Genomic DNA, 22281 nt, shown 5'->3' with positions numbered 1-22281 from the left:
TCGGTCGGGCTGACATTACCCTATGAGATGAAATGAATGGCGCTGGTTGGCAGGGATGAAACCTTGACAAGATCGATCGTATGGCCGGTGCCCGCCTGTGGGAACACCAGCAACGTGCCGCCGTTGCCGTCGGACGTTTCGTGGAATCCACGATGCAGGCTGCGGGCCACATCCAACGTATCGCCCTTCGCCGTCGAGAAGTCCTCGATCGTCAGCTTCCCGGCGCCGGACATGAACTTGTAGGTGTCCGATGCATTGCTCGCTCCGGTCACCGTCAGCGAGCCAGATCCGGCGGTAAAGACGCCGGCCCCGGCGTTTTGCGACACGGTGGTGGTGCCGCTGCCGGCCGTCAGGGTGACGCTGCCGGCGTTGGTGAACGTTATGTTGAAGGAATCACTTCCGAGGCTCGCGGAGGCACTGGTCGCGGTCAGGCTGAACGTGCCGCTGCCAACGGTCTGTGTGCCGGTCGTCTTGATCAGGGTGGTGGCATGCGTGGTGTTGTCCGTAACCGAGATACTTCCGCTGGTGCCGCTGCCGCCACTACCGCCGCCGCTACCGCCGCTGCCACCGCCGCCGCTGCTGCTTCCGGTCTCGGAGGCGAACATATTGGCGAACACCTGGGCCAGCTGCGGGTCAGTGGCCAGCGCCGTGTCCCCGTCCTGGGTGCCCCATGAGTAGGCGACGTCGAATGCCGGGTTGGGCACGACTGATCCCCAGGTCGCCAGCATTTGCTCGGCCTGCGCAGGGGTGGGCACGCTCCAGCTGCTATAGGCACCCGACGAGGCGCCGAATGCCTGGTAGACGGGAACGATATCCGCCTGTGGAATGCCCGCCGCTTCGGCAGCGTTCACCGCGGCGGTAATCACGCCGTAATCGACGCCACCGGTAAACTCCGGCCGGACCGGATAGGGATCCAGTCCATAGAGGTCGATGTCGGTGTTGGCCGGCGTGAAGGCGTACGACGGATTCTGTGGCGTCGAGATATTATATTCCGTAATGAATGTCTTGACGCCGGGATCGACCTGATGAATGTAGTCTGACTCAGCCTTCAGATTGGCCGCGGAAACCTCGCCCGGGATGGGTTCGTCTGCCAGGAAGAAGCCATAGACCTGTGGCTGTTTAAGAAACGACTGCACAGCGGTCTCGAATGCCGGAGTGACCCCGCCCGTCATCCCGAGGTAAACCAGTGCCTTCACGCCCGTTGGCAGTATCGACAATGTGCTGGCGCTGCTGACGTCGGCCAGGTTGAAGCCGTCCGCGCCCGGCGCGTAGGTGTTGCCGTTGAAGTTGCCATTGGGCCCATAGTGCAATGTTGTCGTCGGCCCGGAGTAGACATTACTCATTACAGAGTCTTCCGTTGCTAGTTTACAATGACTCCCGGGCGCCTCACGGCTTATTGCCGTGAACGGCGACCATGGGACGGCGTCGGGACTGCTGGCAGTTTGGCGGGTCAGATCGGGGGCGAGGTGTTGGTGCGGCACCGACAGATAAGTCCGCACATCCCTCGTACGGGCTGGCGATATTGCCAGCCGGCCAATATATGGATTAAATCACCCGGCCTTCGCCCGCCGCTGTGTCTGCCATTGCCGTTGCGACGAGTGGTACGGGAAGAACCCTCCGCCACCACGCAACCTCAGGCAGTCAGGGTCGGAACAGTATCAGCGCAATCAGTCAGTGAACTCCCTTAGACTTGCACGCCGGTTAGCATAAGTGTGATCTCGTGAATATGAAATCCGACCGAAGGAGCGAATATTTCACATGTTATCGTCCGTGATCAGCGGTAACTGGCATCCCTCACCCCTGCATCACTAGCGCACTTCAGCCACTCTGTGGTACGGATCCCATAACCGTTTAATCCGGTTGCCACGATGCGGGGGTTTGCGCACTGCTCGGGTAGATTGGTACCGTCACAGCCGATGACAATCACTGGCCGAACCCGCATGTAGCCGCAGAGCCACACGGATATCATTTATGCCACGCCGCGAATCATGCAGGCCAGCCGGCCGACGAACGTTTCCGGAAGCGTCGCGCCGAGCACCGCCTGGGCACAAGGCGTTTCTCCTGTTTCGCCCGTTGCCGATGGTACGCCGCCGACGCCGCTACGGCACCAGCTCGTTTGCCGTGGTGGTGTTATGCTTGGCAAAGATCGCCTGAAGCTCGGCCGAATTCTCCAAGGCGCGATCGCCCCTTTGCGAGCCCCAGCTATATGCCATGTCCATGTCCGGAGCCGGGACCAGTTGGTGCCAACGCGAAAGAATCGCCGTCTCCTGCGTCGCGTCGGGCATGATGTACCGCCCGGTGCCCGCAACCCAGTCTCCTTCGCCGAAGGTCTGGTAGATCGGGACCACGTGGTCCGATGATATTCCCGCTTCGGACGCGGCGCCAACATAGCGGTCGATGATATCGTAGTCGCAGCCCCCCAGGTCCGTGCGGCACGGATACGCCGCGAGGCCGAACAGGTCCACGTGCGAGTTGCTTGGCTCGTAAGTGTCCTTGAACGATGGCTGTGACGCACTGCCCATGTTCATCAGCACGATCACGGCCTTCGCGCCGGCAAAGTGCGCGTGGATCCAGTCCACTTCCGCTCGCAGATTGTCGACGGGACAAGCGTGGGATGGGTTGCTGACCTTGGCCAGCAAGCGGGGATCGGGATCGTCCATCAGCATGAAGCCGAACAGATTGGTGACTCCGGAGAATGTCTGCATCAGCCGTACAAACGACTCATCCACGCCGTTGCACCGGCCGATCCAGATCAGCGCGCTGTTGCCGGGGCGCAGGTGACGGAAATCGTTCGGCCCCGAGACATCGGCCAGATTGAATCCGGCCTTTGCCGGCAGGAACGTCCCATCCAGGGCAAAATTATGGTTTGGTGCATAATGCAGCGTCGTCCTGGGCGGGGCTGCCGCGGTCCGCCCGGGAACAAGCCAAAGCCCCAGCACCAGCAGGGCAGCAATCCGGCCCCACCGCGACGGCAATCCCCGTGCCGGCCACCCGACCATCTGCGTCGCTCTCGTCATCGAAATTCCTCAGACCGACGAGTGCGGGCCCCCGCGCCGGCTGACGACACACCAGAACGGCTGCGCATCGGAGAACCTTATCTCCGTCAGCCCGGCCTCCCGCAGCATCGTCTCGATTTCGTGCCGAGTGAAGCGGTGTTCGATTGGCGTTCCAAATCGATCGAGTGCATTGGTCCGCATGGTGTAGAACGTCTTGTCGCGATACCAGTTCAGCGGCAGGTTGGCAGGATTCCCACCGAGCAATTCGACCAACGCCGCAAACCGCGCCAGCGGCCAGTACGCAAACAGCGCAACGACGTCCGTGACCAGGCGCTTGGGTCGAAGCGGCATCCGCGCGATGATGCGGCGTACCAGGTCTGCGCCGCGCCAGATGGCGCGGTACCACCCCGGACGGTCGTCCAGGGCGTAATAGAGGTAAAGCAGGAGCGGAGCGCCGGGTTTCAACAGCGCCACGCACGACCGGATTCCCGCCACGGGGTCCGGCACGTGATGCAGCACCCCAAGCGAGTAACAAAAATCGAGGGAGCCAGGCTCGACCGGCATTGCGTCCACACTGGCGTGGTGGAAGGTGCAATTATGCGCCCAGGCCAGGTTGCGGCGCGCCACATCCAACGCTTCGTAACTGGCATCCAGACAGTGCAACTGTCCGACCCGCGGCGCAACCAGTGCAGCCCAGCGGCCACTGCCGCAGCCGACGTCCGCGCCCACCGCAGCCGCGGGCAGGGTGCTCCAGGGAAAGATTCCAAAATATTCGTTGAAGCGAGCTTCGGTTTTTGTCTCATGCGCCAGCCGGCCCTGGTCGAAATGCGCCCATTCGGCACCAAAAGATCGTACAGTCCGCTCGTCGAAATTGCGCACGGTCATGCCTTCCTCCGTTTTGCTCTGGCAATTGCCATCTTGTTTGACATTTGCACCGGTCCTGCAAGGCTTTGCCCCCCCGCCGTCCCCGGTGCCGCCCGGTCGCCGAAGACAAGGCAGATCGCGATGGCGAACCAGACCAGCGGATGCCGGACGATCAGGCCTGTCAGGCTGAATAGCGTCAGGCCGCACAGCATCGCGGTCAGGCCGGCGTATCGCCCATCATAGACCCCACGCAACGCAACGAACAGCAGCCAGAAGAAGGCGATCACCAAAATCAGCCCGCCCTGGGTCAGCAAGTCCAGCGGAGTGTTGTGCGCTTCGTAATTGGCTGCCGCGCCCTGCGTCGGTGACTGCATGTTGTCGCGCTGATCCAATCCCGCGACGTGGTCCGCCGCGATCTCGCTCGGCATCTGCAGGTGCGGACCGGGGCCAAGGCCCAGCATGGCGGATTCAAGGCCTCGCCGCAGCGCCTGGCGCCACAGGGCGAACCGCAATTCGGCTTCCTGCGACGCGTATTTTCCGCCCCCCTTCTCCAGGCTCGCGGCGAGCGTCGTTGCGGTGTCGGGCGACGACAGCATGAGCGGGACCCCCGCGGCCACGACGAACGGCAGGCTGAACACGGCGATCCAGGCAGCGGACGAACGGAGGGCGCGCTTCGGTTGCTGCAGGAACAGCCAGACCCGCAGCTTGACCGCGATGAAGATCATCGCGGCCCCGATCATCGCGAACGTACAGCCGTCGCTTTGTGACAGGCGGCCGACCCAGATCGCGAGCACAAGACAGATCATGCCGCGCAGCCACCGCCCGAGGGTTTGTGCCGTTTCAACAACATGCAGCGCGATCAGCACAAGACCCAGCGTCAGCACCGCGAGCTGGTTGGGATTGTCCGACCAGCCGCGGAAGCGTTCCCAGAACCAGGGATCCATGCCGGGGATCGTCACGATCCCCGCGCCCAGCGCCAGCAGAAGGCAGAGCGACACGATGCCCATGTCGGTCGCCATCCCAGCGACACGCTGCAGCCGTTCAGCCGCCTGCGGTCCGATGACCATCATGCAGGCGACGACGGCCAGCAGCGGATAGGCCATCAGGTCGTGCAGGAACCAGCTGGGATCATAGTCTTCGCCCTTGGTAAGCCCGGTCAGCGTACCCAGTGCCAGGGACAGCGAGAGGCACAGCCAGAACACCCCCATACGGCGAAAGGCGGGCGAGAAGGACAAGCGGCGTTGCAACATCAAGGCCGGCACCCGCAGCCCCAGCCAGGCCACCAGGCACAATTCACCAGGGCCAATCGGCAACGATCCGATCCGCAGCTGCGATGCGGTGGACAGCAGCAGTCCGCAGGCAAGCAGGATGTCGCCGTTCATGCCGCATGTCCTCCGGCAGCCGGGATCCTGGCAACGCCGACTACCACGTTTCGCCTCCGGAACCCGGTGCTGCGCCCGCGTTCCGTGCCGGTCCGATGCCCCTGCCCCAGATCGGCAGGAACCCGACAAATCCCGGCAGCAACCCCAGGCGGCGCCAGACCAGCAGCGCCATGGCGGCGTTCATGCCGACCAGGGCTACCGCGGATACCACGGCAGTTCCCAACAGGCCGTAATACGGCACCGCCAGGACGCTGACGCCCAGGCCCATGGCGGCGATGACGGCCATGATCGTCGCAGCCAGCGCCTCATTTCCGGACATGGTCAGAAGAAACAGTTGCGATCCGACGCTGCTGGCCACGACCTGCCCAGCCAGCAGCACGGTCAGCACCGGCACCCCGGCCAGGCCGTCGGCGCCAAGCCAGCGCAGCATCAGAGTCCTCGCCACCATCAGCACGGCGCAGGCGATGCCGGTCGCGCCCAGTATGGTCCATAGCGTCGCCTGGTTCAGCAGCCTCTGCAGACCGATTCGGTCGCTGCGCGCAACAAGATCGGCTACCATCGGGGCGAACTGTGCGTTGACGGCGATCCGGGGCAGGATGACGATGGCGGTCAGGCTGAACACCAGCGCGTAGATACCGGCATCGCTCGGACGACCCGCCCAGGCCAGCGCCAGGGTGCCGGTTCGATTCATCGCCACTTCAGCCATGGCGATCGTAACAAGAGGAACGGCCGTGCGCCGCCACGTGGCGACTGCCCGCTCGGGCGGAGCGGCGGCGACGCACGGCGGCAGGCTTAGCCGGGCGATCAGGCTCGACAGCGTCAGGCCTGCCGCAGCGGCGACCAGGGTGGCCGTCATTGCGGCAGGCGCTCCGAACTGGCCATGCGTCAACATGCTGCCGAGCAGGATGGCGACGAGAAGCAGCCCGTCGCGGACCACCCTGTCCGGCAGCAGCGCCGATGCCACGCCGCCAAAGGCACGAACCTCGGCGCAGCGAATCCATAGCAATGCAAGGATCGGCACCAGCCCGAACCCGATGACGAAGGTTCCTGCATGACCGGATGGCGACCGGCCATGCCATGCTGCCGTGGCCAGCGCGCCGGCGATGGCGACGGCCGTCCCCACCCTGACGGAATGCCGTTCCGCATAGCGAACCACGCCGCGCGCCAGTCCCCAGGCCTGCTGCGACCGATAGGCCGGAATGAAACGCAGCAGGGATACGTCGAAGCCCAGCGCCGCCAGGTAGGCCAGCAGCGTCATGATTCCGAGCACATAGGCATAGATGCCGTAAGACGCCGTGCCGATAAGCCGCACCAGCGCAAGCTGGGACAGGTAGGTCAGCCCGGCGCCGGTGGCGTGGATCGCGAATGCCGTGGCGCTGCCGCGTGCCAAACCGCTCACGGGAGGCAGCCAACGGCTGATGGCCTGTAACCTCATGCCACGCCCTGGGACTGCGGGGGACAAGCCTCGGGTTTCAGGCCGCGAGCGCCGCGCCCTTGCCGCAATGCCAGCCGTTCCTCGATCAGGGCCGCTACCCTGGCCGGCGCGCTCGTATCGATTGAGCAAACATTCATCGCCTCTCGGCCCGCTTGCCGCAGCAGCGGACAGATGCTGTCCAGCACGGCGGCGAAGCGCAAGTTGTCCTCGATCGAGAATTCCAGCCGTCGCTCCAGCCAGCCTTGCCCGGCCATTCGCCTTGCCAGCCTGTATCGCAACGTCTCATCCGGCGTTTTCAGGCGGATCAGCAGATCCGGTGCGGGCATCGTCCGCAACATGTTGGTAATTCGGAACATGTCCGTGGTGCCGGACAGCACCACCAGCGACCCGAGCAGCTGAACATATCCCTGATCCACCAGGACCGGATGCGACGCCCGGCGAGCCGCCGACCATGCGCAGTTGAGGTGCAGCGTGTATCGGTACAGCCGCATCGACCAGAGCGGGCCGTGCGGCGGCATGGCCCGCAACAGCCGCCATGTGGCGCCGAGTTCGGTTCCGTTCAGGGCCGTCTGCCGCACATCGGACGCCAGCCGGCCGATCGGCCGGATCAGGCGCGTGGTTGCAGCCGCCAGGGAGGATGCGGGCGCACCGCGACAGGTATCGCCTTCGTTCGGCCGCAAACTGGCAAGCATCTCGACCCGATGACCGCTTCTGCGCAGTCGCTTCGCCAAGGCGTGGGCGAACGTGGTCTTGCCACAACCGGGTGCGCCGAAAAGTTCGATGATCATGGCTGCACGGCATCCACTCTCACAGCAGGCGCCAGACTTCGCGCCTGGCCTGCGCGATGACTTCGGCCAGCGGCTGGGTCGCGTCAATCGTAACGACTCGTGAACCGGGGAAATCCAGTGCCCGCAGTTCCGCGACCCGGGCATCGATGACGGCGCGATCCATATCAGGCTCGCGCGCGGCCAGCACGGCTGGTGTCGCCTCGAGCTTTATGACGAGGTCGGGCGGGACCTGGCTTGCCCTGGCATAGGCGCGTGCCTCGAAGCGGAGCAGCCATCCGGGCAGCCCGCGCAGGCGCGGCAGCAGCGGGCCATCGTTGAATGACGCGATGCGGTCCTGCGGGTAGCGGTCGGTGACGACGGCGAGCCCGCGAGCGGCGGCGCGTTGCGCTGCCGTCAGTTTCAGCCGCTTCTCGGCCGCGAGAACCGTTGCCCACATTGTCAGCAAGGCACTGTAGAGCAAGCCCGGCGGCCGATCGGAGATCCGGCCGTGCGAAGAGCCTTTCGGCCGCGACGGCAACAGCCTGGTAACAAGCGGAACCAGCAATTTCAGCGGTGCCAGCAGCAGTGACGGCCTGCCTCCGCCCGTGCCGAAATAGACTGGCATCGTATCCATTTCGGCGGTAAGCCAGCTGCGGATGCAGCGGGTCAGGGTCGTCTTGCCGCTGCCGTCCACACCGATGACCGCGATGATCAGGCCGCCCGCGAACGAGCGCCGGCTCCAGGGGCGCGGGGCATGGAGATAGCGCATGTTGAGGCCGCCCAGGATCCAGAACATGGCGCGCAGGGTGCCGCGCACCCAGGCTTCGAGCGCGTTGTACCGCCGAAAAGCAGAGAGACGGCGGCGAACTTGCCGCTGCAGCGTGCGGGACATGCCGCCTGGACGATCGAGCAGACCCGCGATGTCGTCGGCCAGGCCGGGGCCGAGCAGTTCGTCCGTGCGGCGGCGCAGGATGTCACGGTCGACGTGCCTGCCCAGCGCCTCCTGGTCCAGTGCCAGCTTCGCGTTGACGGCACGCCAGTTGCGCAACACAACGGGATCGTTGCGGCGAAGCTCGATACTGCGGCGCAGCACGAGCAGCAGTGTTTCGGTTGCCGGATCGAGCATGCGGACGGGCAGGCCGGGACACGTCACTGCGCTGGCGAGAATCGCATCGGTCCAAGGCAACTGGTAGTTTTTCAGCAAAGCACTGCCTAGCAGCAGGCTGAAATGCAGGTGCACATGCAGCAGCCGGCCGGTGGCCTCGTCGAAGCCGAGGAAGCTGGCGACCGCGGGGTCGGCCCGGCTCGGCGCTGCGACGAACGGCTTGAAGCCGCTGGCGAGCAGAGCTTGTTGCAGGCGCGCATGATCGGCCCTCGCCACCAGCAGATCGAGATCGGTATCGCCGGCCAGTGCGGCGGCAATGCGGCGGCTGCTTTTGAAATAGCAGAAGGTTATGCGCTGGTTCCGTAGCGACTCCAGAAGCAGAAAGAGACAGTCCGGAGCGGCACGGGCTACGGCCGGTTCATCCCTCATATCCTGTGCTCCGCCTGATCGGTTGACGGGCCGGAATTCTGTTGCGGAAACTGCAGACCCTCCGATGCCGGCGAATCGATCAGCATGTGGTCCGGCGGGTCGACGTAACTGTAGGCCGCATGCTGTTTGGGATTGACCTGCGTGACCACAATGTTCGTCAGCTTCACGCAGTCACGCTCCAACATTCCGCTGTTGCGTAGCACGCTGATCGCGCTTCGCGCCACGTCCCGCCGGGTGCTGCCCCACTTTATGACGAACAGAATCCTGTCGGCCATCGTGGCGAGCAGGCGTGTCTCGGTGATCGACAATAGGGGAGCGCTGTCGATCAGGATGCAGTCATATTGCTCTCGCAGCGAATCGAGGAGTTCCTTGACACGGGCGTTGACGAACAGCACCGGGTCGGTGGCCGGGCTGCGCCGCAACGGCAGGTAGTCAAGATGCAGGCCAGGCAGGTGCTGAATCGACTGCACGATCGCATGTCCATCGTGACCCGGTTGCGGCGCATCCGTCGTCAGCCGGCTGGCGAGTTCCCGCGGAATCGATGGATTGCGCAGGTCGAGGTCGACCAGCAGCACCCGGCGACCGAGCTGTGCCGCGTAGACCGCGAAGCTGACAGCCAAAGTCGTCTTGCCTTCGCCCGGCAGGCTGGAGGTTACCAGGATCGCCTTCGGCGCGCTGCGGCTCTCCGGCATCAGCTGCAACGATGCGACGACGGACCGGATTGCCTCGGCATAGGGCGAGAACGGCTTGGAGAGCAGGTATTCGTGCACCCGGACGTTGCCTGGCAGGCGAACCTGCGGCACGACGCCGATACAGGGCAGGCCGAGCAAAGTCGTTACCTGGTTTTCGCTACGGAATGTCTCGTCCAGGCGGTCGCGGATGACGGCGATGAAGCAGCCGATGATGGTGAAGCCGATCAGAGCCGGCGGCGCGAACAGGATCGGGCTCGGCGAACTGGGCCGCTCGGGGGGCGCGGCGAGCGACAGGATCTCGACGTTGGGCGAAAGGCCCTCGCGCTGCTGCTGCAACTCCTCCTGCCTCTGCAGCAGGCTGATGTAAAGCTGGTGGTTCAGGGTCGCCTGACGTTCCAGTGTCCGAACGCTGATATCGCTGCTTGAACGCTGCAGGTTATCGAGCCGCGACCGGATCGAACGCACCTCGGCGAGAGCGGCCTGCTCGTTGTTGATCAGATTGGTAAAACCACGGTCAATTTCCTTTTGGATCGCTTCTCTGACCTGCTGCAGCTGGTTCTTCACGATCTGGAGCCGTGGACTCTGCGCAAGATAGGTGCTGCCCATCGTCACCTGTTGCTGTGACAGTTCCATCTCCTTGTGGCGCAGATCGGCCAGCGCAGGCGTGTCGAACAGCCCGGCGAGCGTATCGGTGGCTGCCCCGCGGGCCTTCAGGCTCAGGGCGTTCTCGAACTGCATGTGTCGCGTGGCGAGATTGGCCTCGGCAGAGGCCAGTTGCCGGCTCAGGTCCGCCAGGTCCTGGTCCACGACGCCGGAACGCTCGGTGTCGGCAAGACCATTCTGCCTCTGGTAATTCTGCAGATCCATTTCAATACGCGTGGACTCGGACTGCAACGCCTGAATGCGGTCGGTCACCCAGGCCAACGCGCGATCAGTCGCCGCACGCTTCGCCTCGCGCTGCCGCTCGACATAAAGTTCGACCACGCGATTGGCGACCGCAGCCGCATCCCGGGGATTTCCCGCCGTGAAGCTGACGGCAACGACGTGCGAGCCGGCTTCCTGATAAACCTTCAGCGTACGCTCCAACCGGCGCATGTCGAGCCAGCCGTTGGTGGGCGTGAAGAACAGCGACTGCGGCAGCCAGTCCTGCAGATGCCAGGAACCGCCCTGGTCCTTTGCTGGCCGAGGCGGCGCGACCATGTGGCCGAAGCGGGAATCCTTGCCGAGACTGTCAAGCACCTGCTGTAACTGATCATGCGAGCTGATCGCGGTCATTTCGGTCAGCACGGTGGGCTCATCCGTGGTTTGCATGATCATCGCCGTCTGGCCGGCCAGCAGACCCGTCTGCTGGGGCTCGACCACGACCTGAGCCTTCGCGGTATAGTGCGGCGGCAGCGCTATCGCGGCACCGAGTACTGCACTGGTGCCGAGCGCGCTGATCGTCATGATCAGCCAGCGACGGCGACGAAGAGCCGACAGCACGTCAGTCAACTGGGCGGGCGCGGCCATAATCACTGCACCACCCAAAGTTGCGGCTGCGCGAAAGCTTCCTGGGCCGGATCCGGCGGAACGGCACCGCATGCCGACGGTTCCGCAACGTTCGCATCGAGCCAGGACTGCACCATGAGCATTGCCCAGAGCTGATAGGCGTGGTCACCCTGGCCACGCATGTGTCGTTCCAGGCATCGCCGTACCGACATGGGATCGAGCAGGCCGTAGCGCCGCAGCCTGGTTTCGGTAAGAAGGTCTTCGGCCCAGGGCCGGAGCGGTCCGGTGAGCCAGTCTCCCACAGGCACGTCGAAGCCGTGCTTGGGCCGCCGCAGGATATCGTCCGGTACATGGCGGCTGAGCAGGCGCCGCAGCGGCCACTTGCCCCTGCCGTAACGAATTTTCTGACGGATCGGCAGGCGCCACGCGAATTCCAGCAGCCGATGGTCCAGCAACGGACACCGCGCTTCGAGGCTGACTGCCATGCTCGCGCGGTCGAGCTTGACCAGGATATCGCCCGGCAGGTACCTCCGCATATCGCGCAGCATGATCCGGTCGGCGAGGCTGGGCAGGTGGATGCCCGGCGGGACTCCGTTACTTGTCCACGACGTACTGCCGCCACGTGCGAGTAGCCTGTCGTAGAGGGTGTCCTCGTCGGGGGCCCCCAGGACCTGCGCCATCTTGGGCAGCCGCTTTAGATGCGTTGGCAGAGCAGTCCCAGGCAGATGGTCGACCAGCGCGCGCAGCCGGTCCGAATCCATCGCCCGCAACGCACCAGCAGCCACACTACGAACGGCGCCGGGGAGGCGGAATACCGTTTCAAAGCGCATCGCCAGGATGTGCCGCCAATATCCGCCGAACGCTTCGTCGCCACCGTCGCCCGACAGCGCAACCGTCACATGGCGGCGCGCCATGCGCGAAACCAGCAGGGTCGGAATCTGCGACTCGTCGGCAAATGGTTCGTCCCACACATTCGCCAGGGTGGGAATGATGCTTTGCGCCTCGGCCGGGCTCAGGCGGAGTTCGGTATGATCCGTACCAAGATGCCGCGCCACCGCTGCCGCGGCAGCGGCCTCGTCGAACTCGTCATCGTCAAAGCCAATGGTGAACGTGCGGACGGGTCGGGACGCCTGGGCTTGCATGAGCGCGACCACCGTCGTGCTGTCAAGGCCGCCGGAAAGAAATGCGCCAAGCGGAACGTCCGCAACCATCCGTTCGCGTACGGCCCGGGTCAGAAGCTGTTCAAGCTCGGCGTCCACGTCTGTACTGGAATCCGGCAACGGATTCCGCAGTCCGTCCCGCACAACCTCGTCAAGTGACCACCAGCAGGAAATCCGGCTGCGGAGATCGCCAGTGTTACAATTGTCGAGATCCATGGCCTGAACCGTAAGAACGGTGCCGGGCGGCAACTTCATCACCCCGCTCCAGACGCAATCACAGTCCGGCACCCAGCCTTGGCCGAGCACGGCGGCAATGGCCGCGGGATCGATCTGCGGATCGAATCCCGGCGCCATCCGCAAGGCACGAAGTTCGGAAGCGAACAGCAGGGCGTTGTTAATGACGGCGAAGTACAGAGGCTTTTTTCCAAGACGATCCCGCGCCAGATACAGCGTCCGATCCCGTGCATCCCACAGGCCGAAGGCAAACATGCCGACAAACCGCCGCAGGGCCTGCTGCACGCCAAAGGCATCGCAAGCGGCCAGGATGACCTCCGTGTCACTGTGGCCGCGGAAGCGGTAACCGAGATCCTCGAGTTCGCCGCGAATTTCGTTCGCGTTGTAGACTTCGCCGTTATAGGTGATCGCGAAGCGTCCATCGGCTGTCAGCATTGGCTGCCGCCCGGACGCGGAAAGATCGACGATCGCGAGGCGCCTGTGCCCGAACGCGACACCTGCCGCGATGTCGCGCCAGATCCCGCCTCCGTCAGGCCCACGATGGCGCAATGTTTCAGCCATTTGATGGACTACGCCGAGCCGCGAAGGATCGCCTGCGCGCATTCCAAGCAGAATTCCAACGATGCCGCACATGCTTCAGTTCTCCAGGCCCTGGCAAAGCTCGGCGACACGCGATTCGGTACAGCTCACTGCAGCACTTGCAGGAATCGTGCGGCATGCAAGAATTTCCCGGTACAGCGCGGCGTACCGGGCTACCGTCAGTGACAGTGCGAAGTTCGTCCTCACAAACGTCGCGGCGCCATGAGCCATCGTGCTGGCACGCGCGCGATTCGATAGTAGATCGAGAATCCTGGCTGCCAGCATGTCAGGCGAGCGGGGCGGAACCAGGTATCCAGTCTCACTATCCCGGATCACATCGCTGCAGCCTGGCATCGCGGTCGTGACGATCGGGCACTTTGCCAAGGCCGCTTCCAGCAGCACGCGCGGAACGCCCTCGCGATATTCCGTCGGAAAGGCAAATACGTCAGCAAGCCGCAACAATGCGGGAATGTCGTCACGTGGCCCTGTCGCGATCACGTAGGGTGCATGCTGATCGATCTGCCGCCGTGATATCGCCTGATACCCTTCCGACTCACGAGGTCCGACCAGCAGGAATCGAACGCTGGGGCGTACCCTATGGATGTGGGCGGCTGCCTTCAGCAAAGCCGGCACACCCTTTTGCCTGGTGAGCCGCGTCACCGTCAAGACGATCTCGGTGCCATGGAGGCCAAGCTCCGCGCGTAGCCTCTCGGCCGAAGAACATTTCTTCAGCCTTCGCTCGAAGCCTTCGACATCAATGCCTGAGCCCGGGATAAGGCGGCCAATACCCAGGCCCATTAGTCCTGCCCGCTGGAAGAAGCTCTGATCGTCATGATTCTGGAAGACCGTCGCATTTACATACCGAGCGGCGAAGCGATAGAGCGCCCGCTGTACCGGGCGCAGCGCCAGGGCGCCCGGCCCGCGTGACGAATATACCCACCCAAGGCCATTGATCGTGCGCACGACGGCAACGCCCTCGGTATTCCGAGCCGCAAGGGGAGCCAGCAGGTTCGGCTTGGTATCGAAGCTCTGGACGATGTCAGGATGCCAGGCGGCAACAAGCGCGGACAACTGCCGAATGCTGTGCCGATCGGCGATCGGACTGAGAAACCTGTCGAAGACAAAGGGCATGAAGGGGATGCCGGCGCGCTGGAACGGCTCCGGCTGGCCCGGGCCAGCCGCGGCAACGAGGAAGCCTTCTGCCTGCAGGTGGCGCAGAAACGGAATCCGCAGGTACTGATCAACACCGCCAACGACGAGAGTGCGCGGAGCCGGCAAGGCTGCCGGCACGCCGCGATGGCCAGGACCTCTGGCGGACACCGGCGGCGCAAAGGCGGATTCCTTGTCATCGTCCGTGGTCGGCACAACGTGGGGAACGACTCTCCCATTGATGACCATGAACTGCACTTCCTCCTGCGCGGTAGAACGCCGACTGACAACTCAGGATCAACACCGACTCCCGGTCGGCCCAGCGAGGCCCCCGCGAGTTCCCGCATAACAGACCTGCCTCGCATCGAAATGCTACTTAGCCTTTGGATCAATGGGACCGATCCTTGGTACTAAATCTCCTGTATGAAGTAATTGCCGCAGCCCCGTCTTCTGGCGGCCGCCGCCTGAAGTCTGTAAATTTGCTGACGGCGCGGCAGCACAATATGTCGGCGGACAGACAAAAGTCGCCGCGCGGATGCGCGCAGCTGCCAGGTTATTGAAGACGTTCCGTTGGTCGTTGCACCAAAATAGGCCGGGCTAGATCATCTGGATGATTTGACGCGCGGGTGATACCCGGTCCATCTTCGAGCGCAGATGCGGCAATGCACGTGAGATAAACTCGGACCCGGTCGTCCGGATGGCGTAGGAAACGAAAAATGAAGGCAGTCATTCAATCCGGCGGAAAAGGCATGCGCCTGCGGCCCTACACCAATATTTTGCCGAAACCATTGATGCCGGTTGGATCCAAGCCGGTTCTCGAATTGCTCCTCCGTTGGCTCCGGCGTAACGGAATACAGGAAGTTTACATCACGACCGGCTATCTTGCGCATTTGATACGCAGCTTTTGCGGCGACGGCAAGCGTTGGGACCTGAAGATTGAATACACTGAAGAAAGCGAGCCGCGCGGCACGATTGGCGCATTGAGCCTGCTTCGGGAGGAACTGGACAGCCCATTCCTGGTGATCAACGGCGATGTGCTGACCGATCTCAATTTGAACGCATTTTCGGCCGCTCACCGAAAGCACCGCAGTGCCCTCACCGTAGCGGTTTCACGCCGTACAGTCCGTGTCGACTTTGGTGTACTGGAGCACGTTGAGAACAGGGTCGTTATATTCCGTGAAAAGCCCAACCTCACCAGCCTGGTCAGCATGGGCATATACTGCATGGAACCGGAAATGCTGCAGTATATCCCGGATGGGATACCGTTCGGCTTCGACGATCTCATGTTTTTCATGCTGGACAGAAACCGGCCGGTGCATACCTTCCTGCACGACGGCTTCTGGCTTGACGTGGGACGTGTCGAGGATTTCCAGAAGGCACAGACCTTGGAGTGGGACGAAGACGCGCCGGCATTCGACATGTCGCCTCTCAGTCTGGAAACGTCGAATCTCGTCTGATACGACGTCGCGTTGCGAAAGACGATGGTGAGCGGCAGGAGCATTTGATATGACAGGATCGGCACGAGTGCTTGTCGCGGAACCCGTGCTGGGAGAGGACGAGGCAGCAGCGCTCGGCCGAGTCATCCACTCCAACTGGATCACCATGGGCGATCAGGTTCGGACATTTGAGAGCGCTTTCGCCGCGTGTCATGGCGCGGACGACGCGGTTGCTGTCAACTCCTGTACGTCCGGGCTGCACCTGGCGCTTGATGCGCTGGATATCGGCGAACGGGACGAGGTGATCGTTCCGTCCCTTTCCTTCGTCGCAACTGCCAACAGCGTGGTATACACGGGCGCACGACCTGTCCTGGTTGACATCGAATCACTCGAGACCCCTCTGATTTCCATCCGTGCCGCAGAAGCGGCATGCTCCAACCGCACGCGCGCCGTCGTTGTCATGCACTACGCAGGCGCCGTCGTCGATGCACAGGCTTGGCGGGACTTCGCGCGACGCCATGGTCTCTACCTGATCGAGGACTCGGCCCATGCCGTTGGCCGGGCACGCGGGCCGATCTTTGGGGACATAGCGGTCTTCAGTTTCTATGGAAACAAGAATATGACGACTGCGGAAGGGGGTATGATCATCGCCCCCGACCCCACGCTTCTGGCACGGATGCGGAGCGCGCGCGCGCATGGCATGACCAGCACGACGTCGGAACGTCTTCATGCCCGCGCAGCGACCTACGATGTCAGGTCTCTCGGATACAATTACCGTATGTCGGAACTGAACGCGGCGCTTGGCATCGTGCAATTGCAGAAGCTGGATGACCGGAACGAGCAGCGGCATATCCTGGTGCAGGCCTATCAGCGTGTGTTGCAGTACCAACGCAACGGCCTGATCGTCCCCCTCGTCGGACACATGCCGTCGTCTCATCATATTCTTCCGATCCTGCTACCCGCTGGAACGGATCGAGCCAGGGTGATGGGCGCGTTGCATGACCGGGGTATTCAGACAACCATTCACTACCCGCCGATCCATCAACTGACCTGGTACCGCGACCGTTATCCAGGTGTGTCCCTGCCGATCACCGAGGAATTTGCCGAACGTGAACTGACCTTGCCGCTCCACCCGAAGCTGTCCCTCCAGCAGATCGGCATGATATCCGACGCGCTGCGGGAGGTTCTGGCGCTGGAACCCTGTCCGGAAGGTCAATTGTAGTGGATCGGGAGAGTAATGTTACCTTGAACAGGTCCCTGTCGGCCAGGCGATTGATCACCGGCCTTGACGGTGTGGTTGCTGTTTTCCTTATCCTTTTTCTGCTTCCAGTGCTTGCGCTGATCGTCCTGGCAATCTGTCTGGAGGACGGCTCACCGATATTCTATCGTCAGCCAAGGGTTGCACAGCACGGAAGGCAGTTCGTTCTGTACAAGTTCCGCAAATTCCGAGTTGACGCTTCGTCGAACGGTTCAGCCGTCACCCTGCGGAACGACGAGCGGTTCACACGGGTGGGTCGGATACTTGAACGCACCAAGCTTGATGAACTACCGCAGCTATGGAACGTGGTGAATGGTGACATGTCAATCGTCGGCCCAAGGCCGGAGTCGCTGGCGTTCGCGGACTGCTTTCACGGACAGTATCGTGAATTGCTCCAGTACCGCCCAGGGATTCTGGGGCCTGCACAGACGCTCTTCAGAAATGAAAGCGCGTTCTATCCGGAAGGGCAGGATCCCGAGGATTTCTACCGCGAGGTCCTTTTCCCCGCAAAGGCCGGTATCGATCTGGCCTACTATCCGGTGCGGTCCCTGCGCAGCGACTGCGCATGGGCAACGCGTTGTTGCTTGGCGGTCCTGGGCATGACGGGTCCCTGGCAGCGGGCAGGCGTTGCGAATACGATCCGGATCGTGACCGAGTTTGGTCGGTCGTTGCCAAACCACCGCGTCGGGTAAAGCTAAAATGCAGTACGTGGAACGATATAGGGACGCAAGAGTGCTCGTAACGGGTGCGGACGGCTTTATCGGCTCGCATCTCGCCGAACGTCTTGCATATGCTGGCGCCGATGTGACGGCCATGAGCCTGTACAATTCGTTCGACAGTCATGGATGGCTGGATGATCTCCCGGCCGCCGCGGTAGGGCGCATGTCGCTCGTCCGGGGCGATGTCCGCGATCCCGGTTTCGTCCGAGCTGTGGCGCGCGGCCATGATATCGTGTTTCATCTGGCCGCGCTGATAGCGATTCCCTATTCCTATGTGGCTCCAAGGTCGTATGTGGAAACGAATATCCTGGGCACGCTGAATATTCTCGAAGCCGCGAGGGAAGATCGCATCAAGCGGATCGTTGTGACATCAACAAGCGAGGTTTACGGGTCCGCGCTGACATTGCCGATTTCCGAAAGCCACCCGTTGCAGGGACAGTCGCCATACTCAGCCAGCAAAATCGGCGCCGACATGATGGTGGAGGCCTATGTCCGCTCGTTCGGCGTTCCGGCGGTTGTTCTCCGGCCGTTCAACACATTCGGTCCACGTCAGAGTGAACGCGCGGTCATTCCCACGATCATCCGACAGTTGCTGGATCCGGTATGTCCCGTACTCACGCTGGGCGATACCAGCACGTTGCGCGACTTCACGTTTGTGGATGATACCGTCTCCGCGTTCCTTGCAGTTGGCCTGGCGCACCCCATCGAGTTTGGCCAGCCCTACAACGCCGGCAGTGGCGAAGCTGTTTCGGTCGCGGATGTTGTGGAACTCGTGTCATCTGTTACAAACATCCGCAAGCCGGTTGAACGAGAGGAACACCGGCTCCGGCCTCCCAGGTCAGAGGTCCGTGCCTTGCTAGCGGACAGTCAACGATTGCTCGCCGATGCCGGATGGCATCCTGAGGTTTCTCTCCGGCAAGGATTGTCGCGAACGGTCGATTGGTGGCGCGAGCGGCTTGGTCGTGGTTCTGTGCGGCAATCGCACGCCTATATGACCTAAGCTCGACTTTCCGCCCCTCGTTTCTTAGCCGCTCATATCAGCGTTCAGAAGATGGTTTCGGCGGCGATGAAGCGGAGGTCCTGGTCGAGCGGCAGGATGGTGCGGCCGAACGGGCCGGTGGGCGACCAGCGGTCGGTGCGCGGCGACCGGTAGGGCACCTCGACGTGGTCGCTGTCGAGGCGCAGGCGCGCCACCGGCGTACCCGAGGCGGCATAGGTCAGCGTGCAACCGCGGTTGCGCCGTTCGACGCACACGGCGCCTTGCGGAAAGGAGAAGCGCTCGATGCGGAGGATGATCGCGTCGGTCATGCCGAACTCACCATAACCCGTATGGTGGCTGCGCGTCGCCACGGTGGGTGCGCAGCCAGCAGTTCTCAATGCGACTGAGTCGCAGTCGCGTCATTTGCGCTGCGTCTCAGAGCCTGTTTGAGTCAGTTATTTCAATAACTTAAGCCACAACGGTAGTATCCATCCTGCCGTCGTTGGAGGTTCTGAGCACATCGCCAGCCCACCCGGCACGGACCTGAGTAGTATCCATCCTGCCGTCGTTGGAGGTTCTGAGCCGGAAGGTGCCGGTTTGGCCACTGGAAGCGGCTGAGCGTGCTCAGCGCCATCGGCATCGAGGGCATCCTCGCCACCATGAGCATCGAGGCCGCCACCGATGCTGACACCTTTGCCGCCTATCTCGAGCAGGTGCTGCTGCCGGTGCTGCGCGAGCGCAAGCCCGATGCGGTGCTGGTGATGGACAATCTGCGCCCGCACAAGACGCCTGAGGTCCAGGCGGTGCTCGATGGATCAGGCTTTCCCTATCGCTACCTGCCCAGCTACAGCCCCGCTCTGAGCCCGATCGAGCCGGGCTGGGCCAAGGTGAAAATCCTATCTCCGCCGGGCCGCCGCACGCACCGTCGAGACATTGCAACAGGCGCTGGCTCCCGCGCTCGACGCCATCACCGCTCAGGATGCCGCCGCCTTCTTCCGACATTGCGGCTATGCCTGTCCCAACTGACCTGCGGTCTGCTGTAGCATGATTGGCCTGGATACCTCCAAGTCCGTCTTCCAGATCCACGGCGTGAACGAGGCCGGAAAGGCAGAGCTCAAGCGCAAGGTGCGCCGGAGCGACCTGATCGCCTTCTTTGAAAAACAGCCACGTTGCATGGTGGTGATGGAAGCCTGTGGGGCGGCGCATCACTGGGCGCGCATTCTCAGTGGCCTTGGTCACACGGTGAAGCTGATTGCCCCTGAAGCGGTCAAGCCCTTCGTCAAGAAGGGCAAGAAGAACGACGCCGCCGACGCCGCGGCGATCTGCGAGGCCGCCTCTCGGCCCGACGTCAAGTTCGTGCCGGTCAAGACCGTGGCGCAGCAGGGGATCCTGGCTTTGCACACAACGCGGGCGCTGCTGGTCAAGCAACAAACCATGCTGGCGAACGCCATCCGCGGGCTGGCCAGTGAGTTCGGTCACGTGGTTCCCAAAGGCCTGCACAACCTCGAGCCGCTCGTTGAGATCGTCGATGCCGACGACAATATGCCGGCGCAGGCGCGTCAGGCGATTGCTGAACTGCAAAAGCGCTTTGGCGAGCTGGCCAACGGCATCCAGTCGTGCGAAGCCGAGATCGTCAAGCACGCGCGCACCGACCCGACGGCACAGCGTCTGGCGACGATCCCCGGGATCGGGCCGATCACCGCCTCGCTGATCGCGGCGACGGTGGTGGACATCAGCCGGTTCAAGACCGCGCGGCAGTTTGCTGCCTGGCTTGGTCTGGTGCCGCGGCAGCACTCGACCGCTGGCAAGACCCGCCTCGGTCGGATCACCAAGGCGGGCAACAAGGAGATCCGCAAGCTTTTGGTGCTGGGGGCGACGTCGATGGTCGGGCGCGCCGAAGGCTGGCACAGCGCGCTTGGCGCCTGGCTCAGAGATATCCTGCAGCGCCGCCCCGTGAGGCTGGTGACGGTGGCGCTGGCCAACAAGATGGCGCGCATTGCCTGGTCCGTGATGACGCGCAACGAGGTCTACCGTCCGACGGGAGGTGTCGCGGCCAAGGCGTAAGCCGCCGCATGATGCCTCTCCGCAGGATGGCAGGCGCCGGGCGTAAGTCCGGCTGATCCGGCAGGAAGCGCTGAACAGCGTGATGGGAAAGACTGCGATCAGTTCGACAGTTCAGGCAATACCGTTGAGAGCCGTGTGCCTCGAGTACGCCAAACAGATCGGTGCCTGGCACGTAAGCGCACACCCATGATGGCCAGCGACGAAGTTCGCATCAACAGGTCGGACATAAGGGCGCAACTGACCGGATCTTTTCGATCGTGCTGAACAGCGTAGACAGTTTCTTGCCAACGTCAGCCATGGCTTCGGTATACTGGCAGCTATATTGATGACTGTAGGTACAGAGCGCTGTTGCGCACGCCGTGCACTGCGTCAGGTTGGAGCTACGGCGACTGGCATGGCCATCTCTTGTCGCACGACATGCCCTGTCGTTACTGCGTAACAGGAGGTGTCGTGCGCCCAGTGGGCCTTGGCTCGATCTGACGGTGCTAAATTCCGTCAGATGACGAAAACTGCGACGGCAGTGTGGGGACGCCATGAACCCGACGTGCAGGCACCTGACGTGGTACCGAACGCCGTGCCCCAGGCCCTGCCGTTACTGCGTAACGGACCTGAGTGTCTGTCCGAGAACTTTCCCTTATCTTCCAATTGGTTATGGACGGCGCGGTGTCGTTCATCGGCGGAAACCGCCACTACTTTCGAGACTGTTCCGCCACCAACAGTGGATTAGCCCATTGATTTCATTGGATTTCTTCTCGGACAGACACTGAGGGATCCACCTGGCCGAAAGGTCGTCATCCATCCGGACAGGGATGTCGATCAGACAAAAGGAGCAACCGCCGATGCTGTGAAGGGCAACTATATTGGCGAGTATATATACAGGATGCTGTTGCTCACGCCTTGCATCCTGCCAGGCTGGAGCTACGGCGACTGGCATGGCCGTCTCTTGTCGCACAAAACGCCATGGCGCGCAGTCGTGCGCCGGGTGCGCCTTGCCTCGATCTGATGGTGCTAAATTCCGTCAGTGACGAAAATTGCAGAGGCAGCAATAGGGGCGTGGCATGAACCCGACGTGCAGGCGCCTGATGTGGTACCGAACGCCGTGCCCCAAGCCCTCCCGTTACTGCGTAACGGACCTGCGGGATCCGCTTGGGCCCCCTGGCCCGAAAGGTCGTCATCCATCCCAACAGACCGGCGAGAACGGATCTGCCTATGCCCGTACGTCGGCCGCTTTGACGTGCGCTATGCCGCAATGCATGAACCAACGTTACCGCGTAACGCTGGGGGTGCTGCAATTGGCCGTTGACACGGGGGCCGTCCACATAAGGCTCTTAGCTGCCAGCAGCACGGATGAGACGGCCAGGGATCTGACCTGGTTCTATGGCAGCCGCTGGGGCATCGATATCGACCAGTCATGGCGGCTCTCAAGAATCAAGGGTTGCGTGGTTGGTAGTCCTCCCGGGCGGCGGCAATCGGCGCCAAGGCGGCGGCGTTGCCCGGATCGTCTTCAGATTGGCAATCGTGGCAGCGTCGGCGGTGACCAACGTC

The 22281-nt window shown here is 62.8% G+C and carries 16 protein-coding genes and 1 pseudogene; 6 read left to right on the top strand and 11 right to left on the bottom strand.

The genetic code is table 11. The features are described from left to right. Positions 1-20: 20 nt before the first annotated feature. From CCS01_RS34390 to CCS01_RS16195, 10 genes are all read right to left on the bottom strand, one after another. Positions 21-1343 (bottom strand): hypothetical protein, encoded by a 1323-nt coding sequence (locus tag CCS01_RS34390; protein ID WP_193540140.1) that lies wholly within the window; start codon positions 1341-1343, stop codon positions 21-23. Positions 1344-2099: 756 nt separating this feature from the next. Further along, a complete protein-coding gene (locus tag CCS01_RS16230) occupies positions 2100-3017 on the bottom strand; it encodes a hypothetical protein (protein WP_146101799.1) in 918 nt (305 codons plus the stop codon). 9 nt (positions 3018-3026) lie between these two features. Further along, positions 3027-3881, bottom strand: coding sequence for a class I SAM-dependent methyltransferase (locus CCS01_RS16225; protein ID WP_104519831.1), 855 nt, complete (start codon positions 3879-3881; stop codon positions 3027-3029). After that, entirely contained in the window at positions 3878-5242 is a 1365-nt protein-coding gene (locus tag CCS01_RS16220; RefSeq protein WP_104519830.1) for an O-antigen ligase family protein, read from the bottom strand. The genes CCS01_RS16225 and CCS01_RS16220 overlap by 4 nt, the downstream gene beginning before the upstream one ends. Before the next feature lie 40 nt (positions 5243-5282). Further along, on the bottom strand, positions 5283-6641 hold the full coding sequence (locus tag CCS01_RS16215) for a lipopolysaccharide biosynthesis protein (protein WP_158258435.1): 1359 nt from the start codon (positions 6639-6641) through the stop codon (positions 5283-5285). A 32-nt stretch (positions 6642-6673) separates the two neighbouring features. Next, positions 6674-7465 carry an AAA family ATPase gene (locus tag CCS01_RS16210; protein ID WP_158258434.1) on the bottom strand — a complete coding sequence of 264 codons (792 nt, stop codon included), beginning with the start codon at positions 7463-7465 and terminating at the stop codon, positions 6674-6676. A 19-nt stretch (positions 7466-7484) separates the two neighbouring features. Further along, the gene (locus CCS01_RS33775; RefSeq protein ID WP_158258433.1) at positions 7485-8978 is read right to left on the bottom strand and encodes a hypothetical protein; all 1494 of its coding nucleotides are present in this window, start codon (positions 8976-8978) and stop codon (positions 7485-7487) included. Continuing rightward, the gene (locus tag CCS01_RS16205; protein WP_158258432.1) at positions 8975-11179 is read right to left on the bottom strand and encodes a GumC family protein; all 2205 of its coding nucleotides are present in this window, start codon (positions 11177-11179) and stop codon (positions 8975-8977) included. Before CCS01_RS16205 ends, CCS01_RS33775 begins: the two co-directional genes overlap by 4 nt. A gap of 2 nt (positions 11180-11181) precedes the next feature. Beyond that, positions 11182-13185, bottom strand: a complete 2004-nt coding sequence (gene asnB, locus CCS01_RS16200; protein WP_104519826.1) for an asparagine synthase (glutamine-hydrolyzing) — start codon at positions 13183-13185, stop codon at positions 11182-11184. A 3-nt stretch (positions 13186-13188) separates the two neighbouring features. After that, on the bottom strand, positions 13189-14529 hold the full coding sequence (locus tag CCS01_RS16195; protein ID WP_104519825.1) for a glycosyltransferase family 4 protein: 1341 nt from the start codon (positions 14527-14529) through the stop codon (positions 13189-13191). 467 nt (positions 14530-14996) lie between these two features. Here CCS01_RS16195 and CCS01_RS16190 point away from each other — a divergent pair, with 467 nt between their 5' ends. The 4 genes from CCS01_RS16190 (at position 14997) to CCS01_RS16175 (ending at position 18693) form a co-directional block, all read left to right on the top strand. After that, positions 14997-15737 carry a sugar phosphate nucleotidyltransferase gene (locus CCS01_RS16190; RefSeq protein ID WP_104519824.1) on the top strand — a complete coding sequence of 247 codons (741 nt, stop codon included), beginning with the start codon at positions 14997-14999 and terminating at the stop codon, positions 15735-15737. A 67-nt stretch (positions 15738-15804) separates the two neighbouring features. Then, on the top strand, positions 15805-16938 hold the full coding sequence (locus tag CCS01_RS16185; RefSeq protein ID WP_204848312.1) for a DegT/DnrJ/EryC1/StrS family aminotransferase: 1134 nt from the start codon (positions 15805-15807) through the stop codon (positions 16936-16938). A gap of 23 nt (positions 16939-16961) precedes the next feature. After that, complete coding sequence (locus CCS01_RS16180) at positions 16962-17666, top strand: sugar transferase (RefSeq protein ID WP_204848311.1); 705 nt, start codon at positions 16962-16964, stop codon at positions 17664-17666. A 40-nt stretch (positions 17667-17706) separates the two neighbouring features. Then, positions 17707-18693, top strand: a complete 987-nt coding sequence (locus tag CCS01_RS16175; protein ID WP_239992193.1) for an SDR family NAD(P)-dependent oxidoreductase — start codon at positions 17707-17709, stop codon at positions 18691-18693. Between the two features lie 44 nt (positions 18694-18737). Here CCS01_RS16175 and CCS01_RS16170 read toward each other — a convergent pair whose 3' ends face one another. After that, the gene (locus tag CCS01_RS16170; protein WP_146101798.1) at positions 18738-19001 is read right to left on the bottom strand and encodes a hypothetical protein; all 264 of its coding nucleotides are present in this window, start codon (positions 18999-19001) and stop codon (positions 18738-18740) included. 282 nt (positions 19002-19283) lie between these two features. On the opposite strand from CCS01_RS16170, the pseudogene CCS01_RS16165 reads away from it, so the two are divergent. Then, positions 19284-19715, top strand: a pseudogene (locus CCS01_RS16165) (transposase); the annotation flags it as partial. A 1-nt stretch (position 19716) separates the two neighbouring features. Next, positions 19717-20736, top strand: coding sequence for an IS110 family RNA-guided transposase (locus CCS01_RS16160; protein WP_104519819.1), 1020 nt, complete (start codon positions 19717-19719; stop codon positions 20734-20736). Positions 20737-22281 lie beyond the last annotated feature (1545 nt).

Source organism: Rhodopila globiformis (assembly GCF_002937115.1).
GTDB lineage: Bacteria > Pseudomonadota > Alphaproteobacteria > Acetobacterales > Acetobacteraceae > Rhodopila > Rhodopila globiformis.
This window is presented reverse-complemented; position numbering and strand designations above follow the sequence as displayed.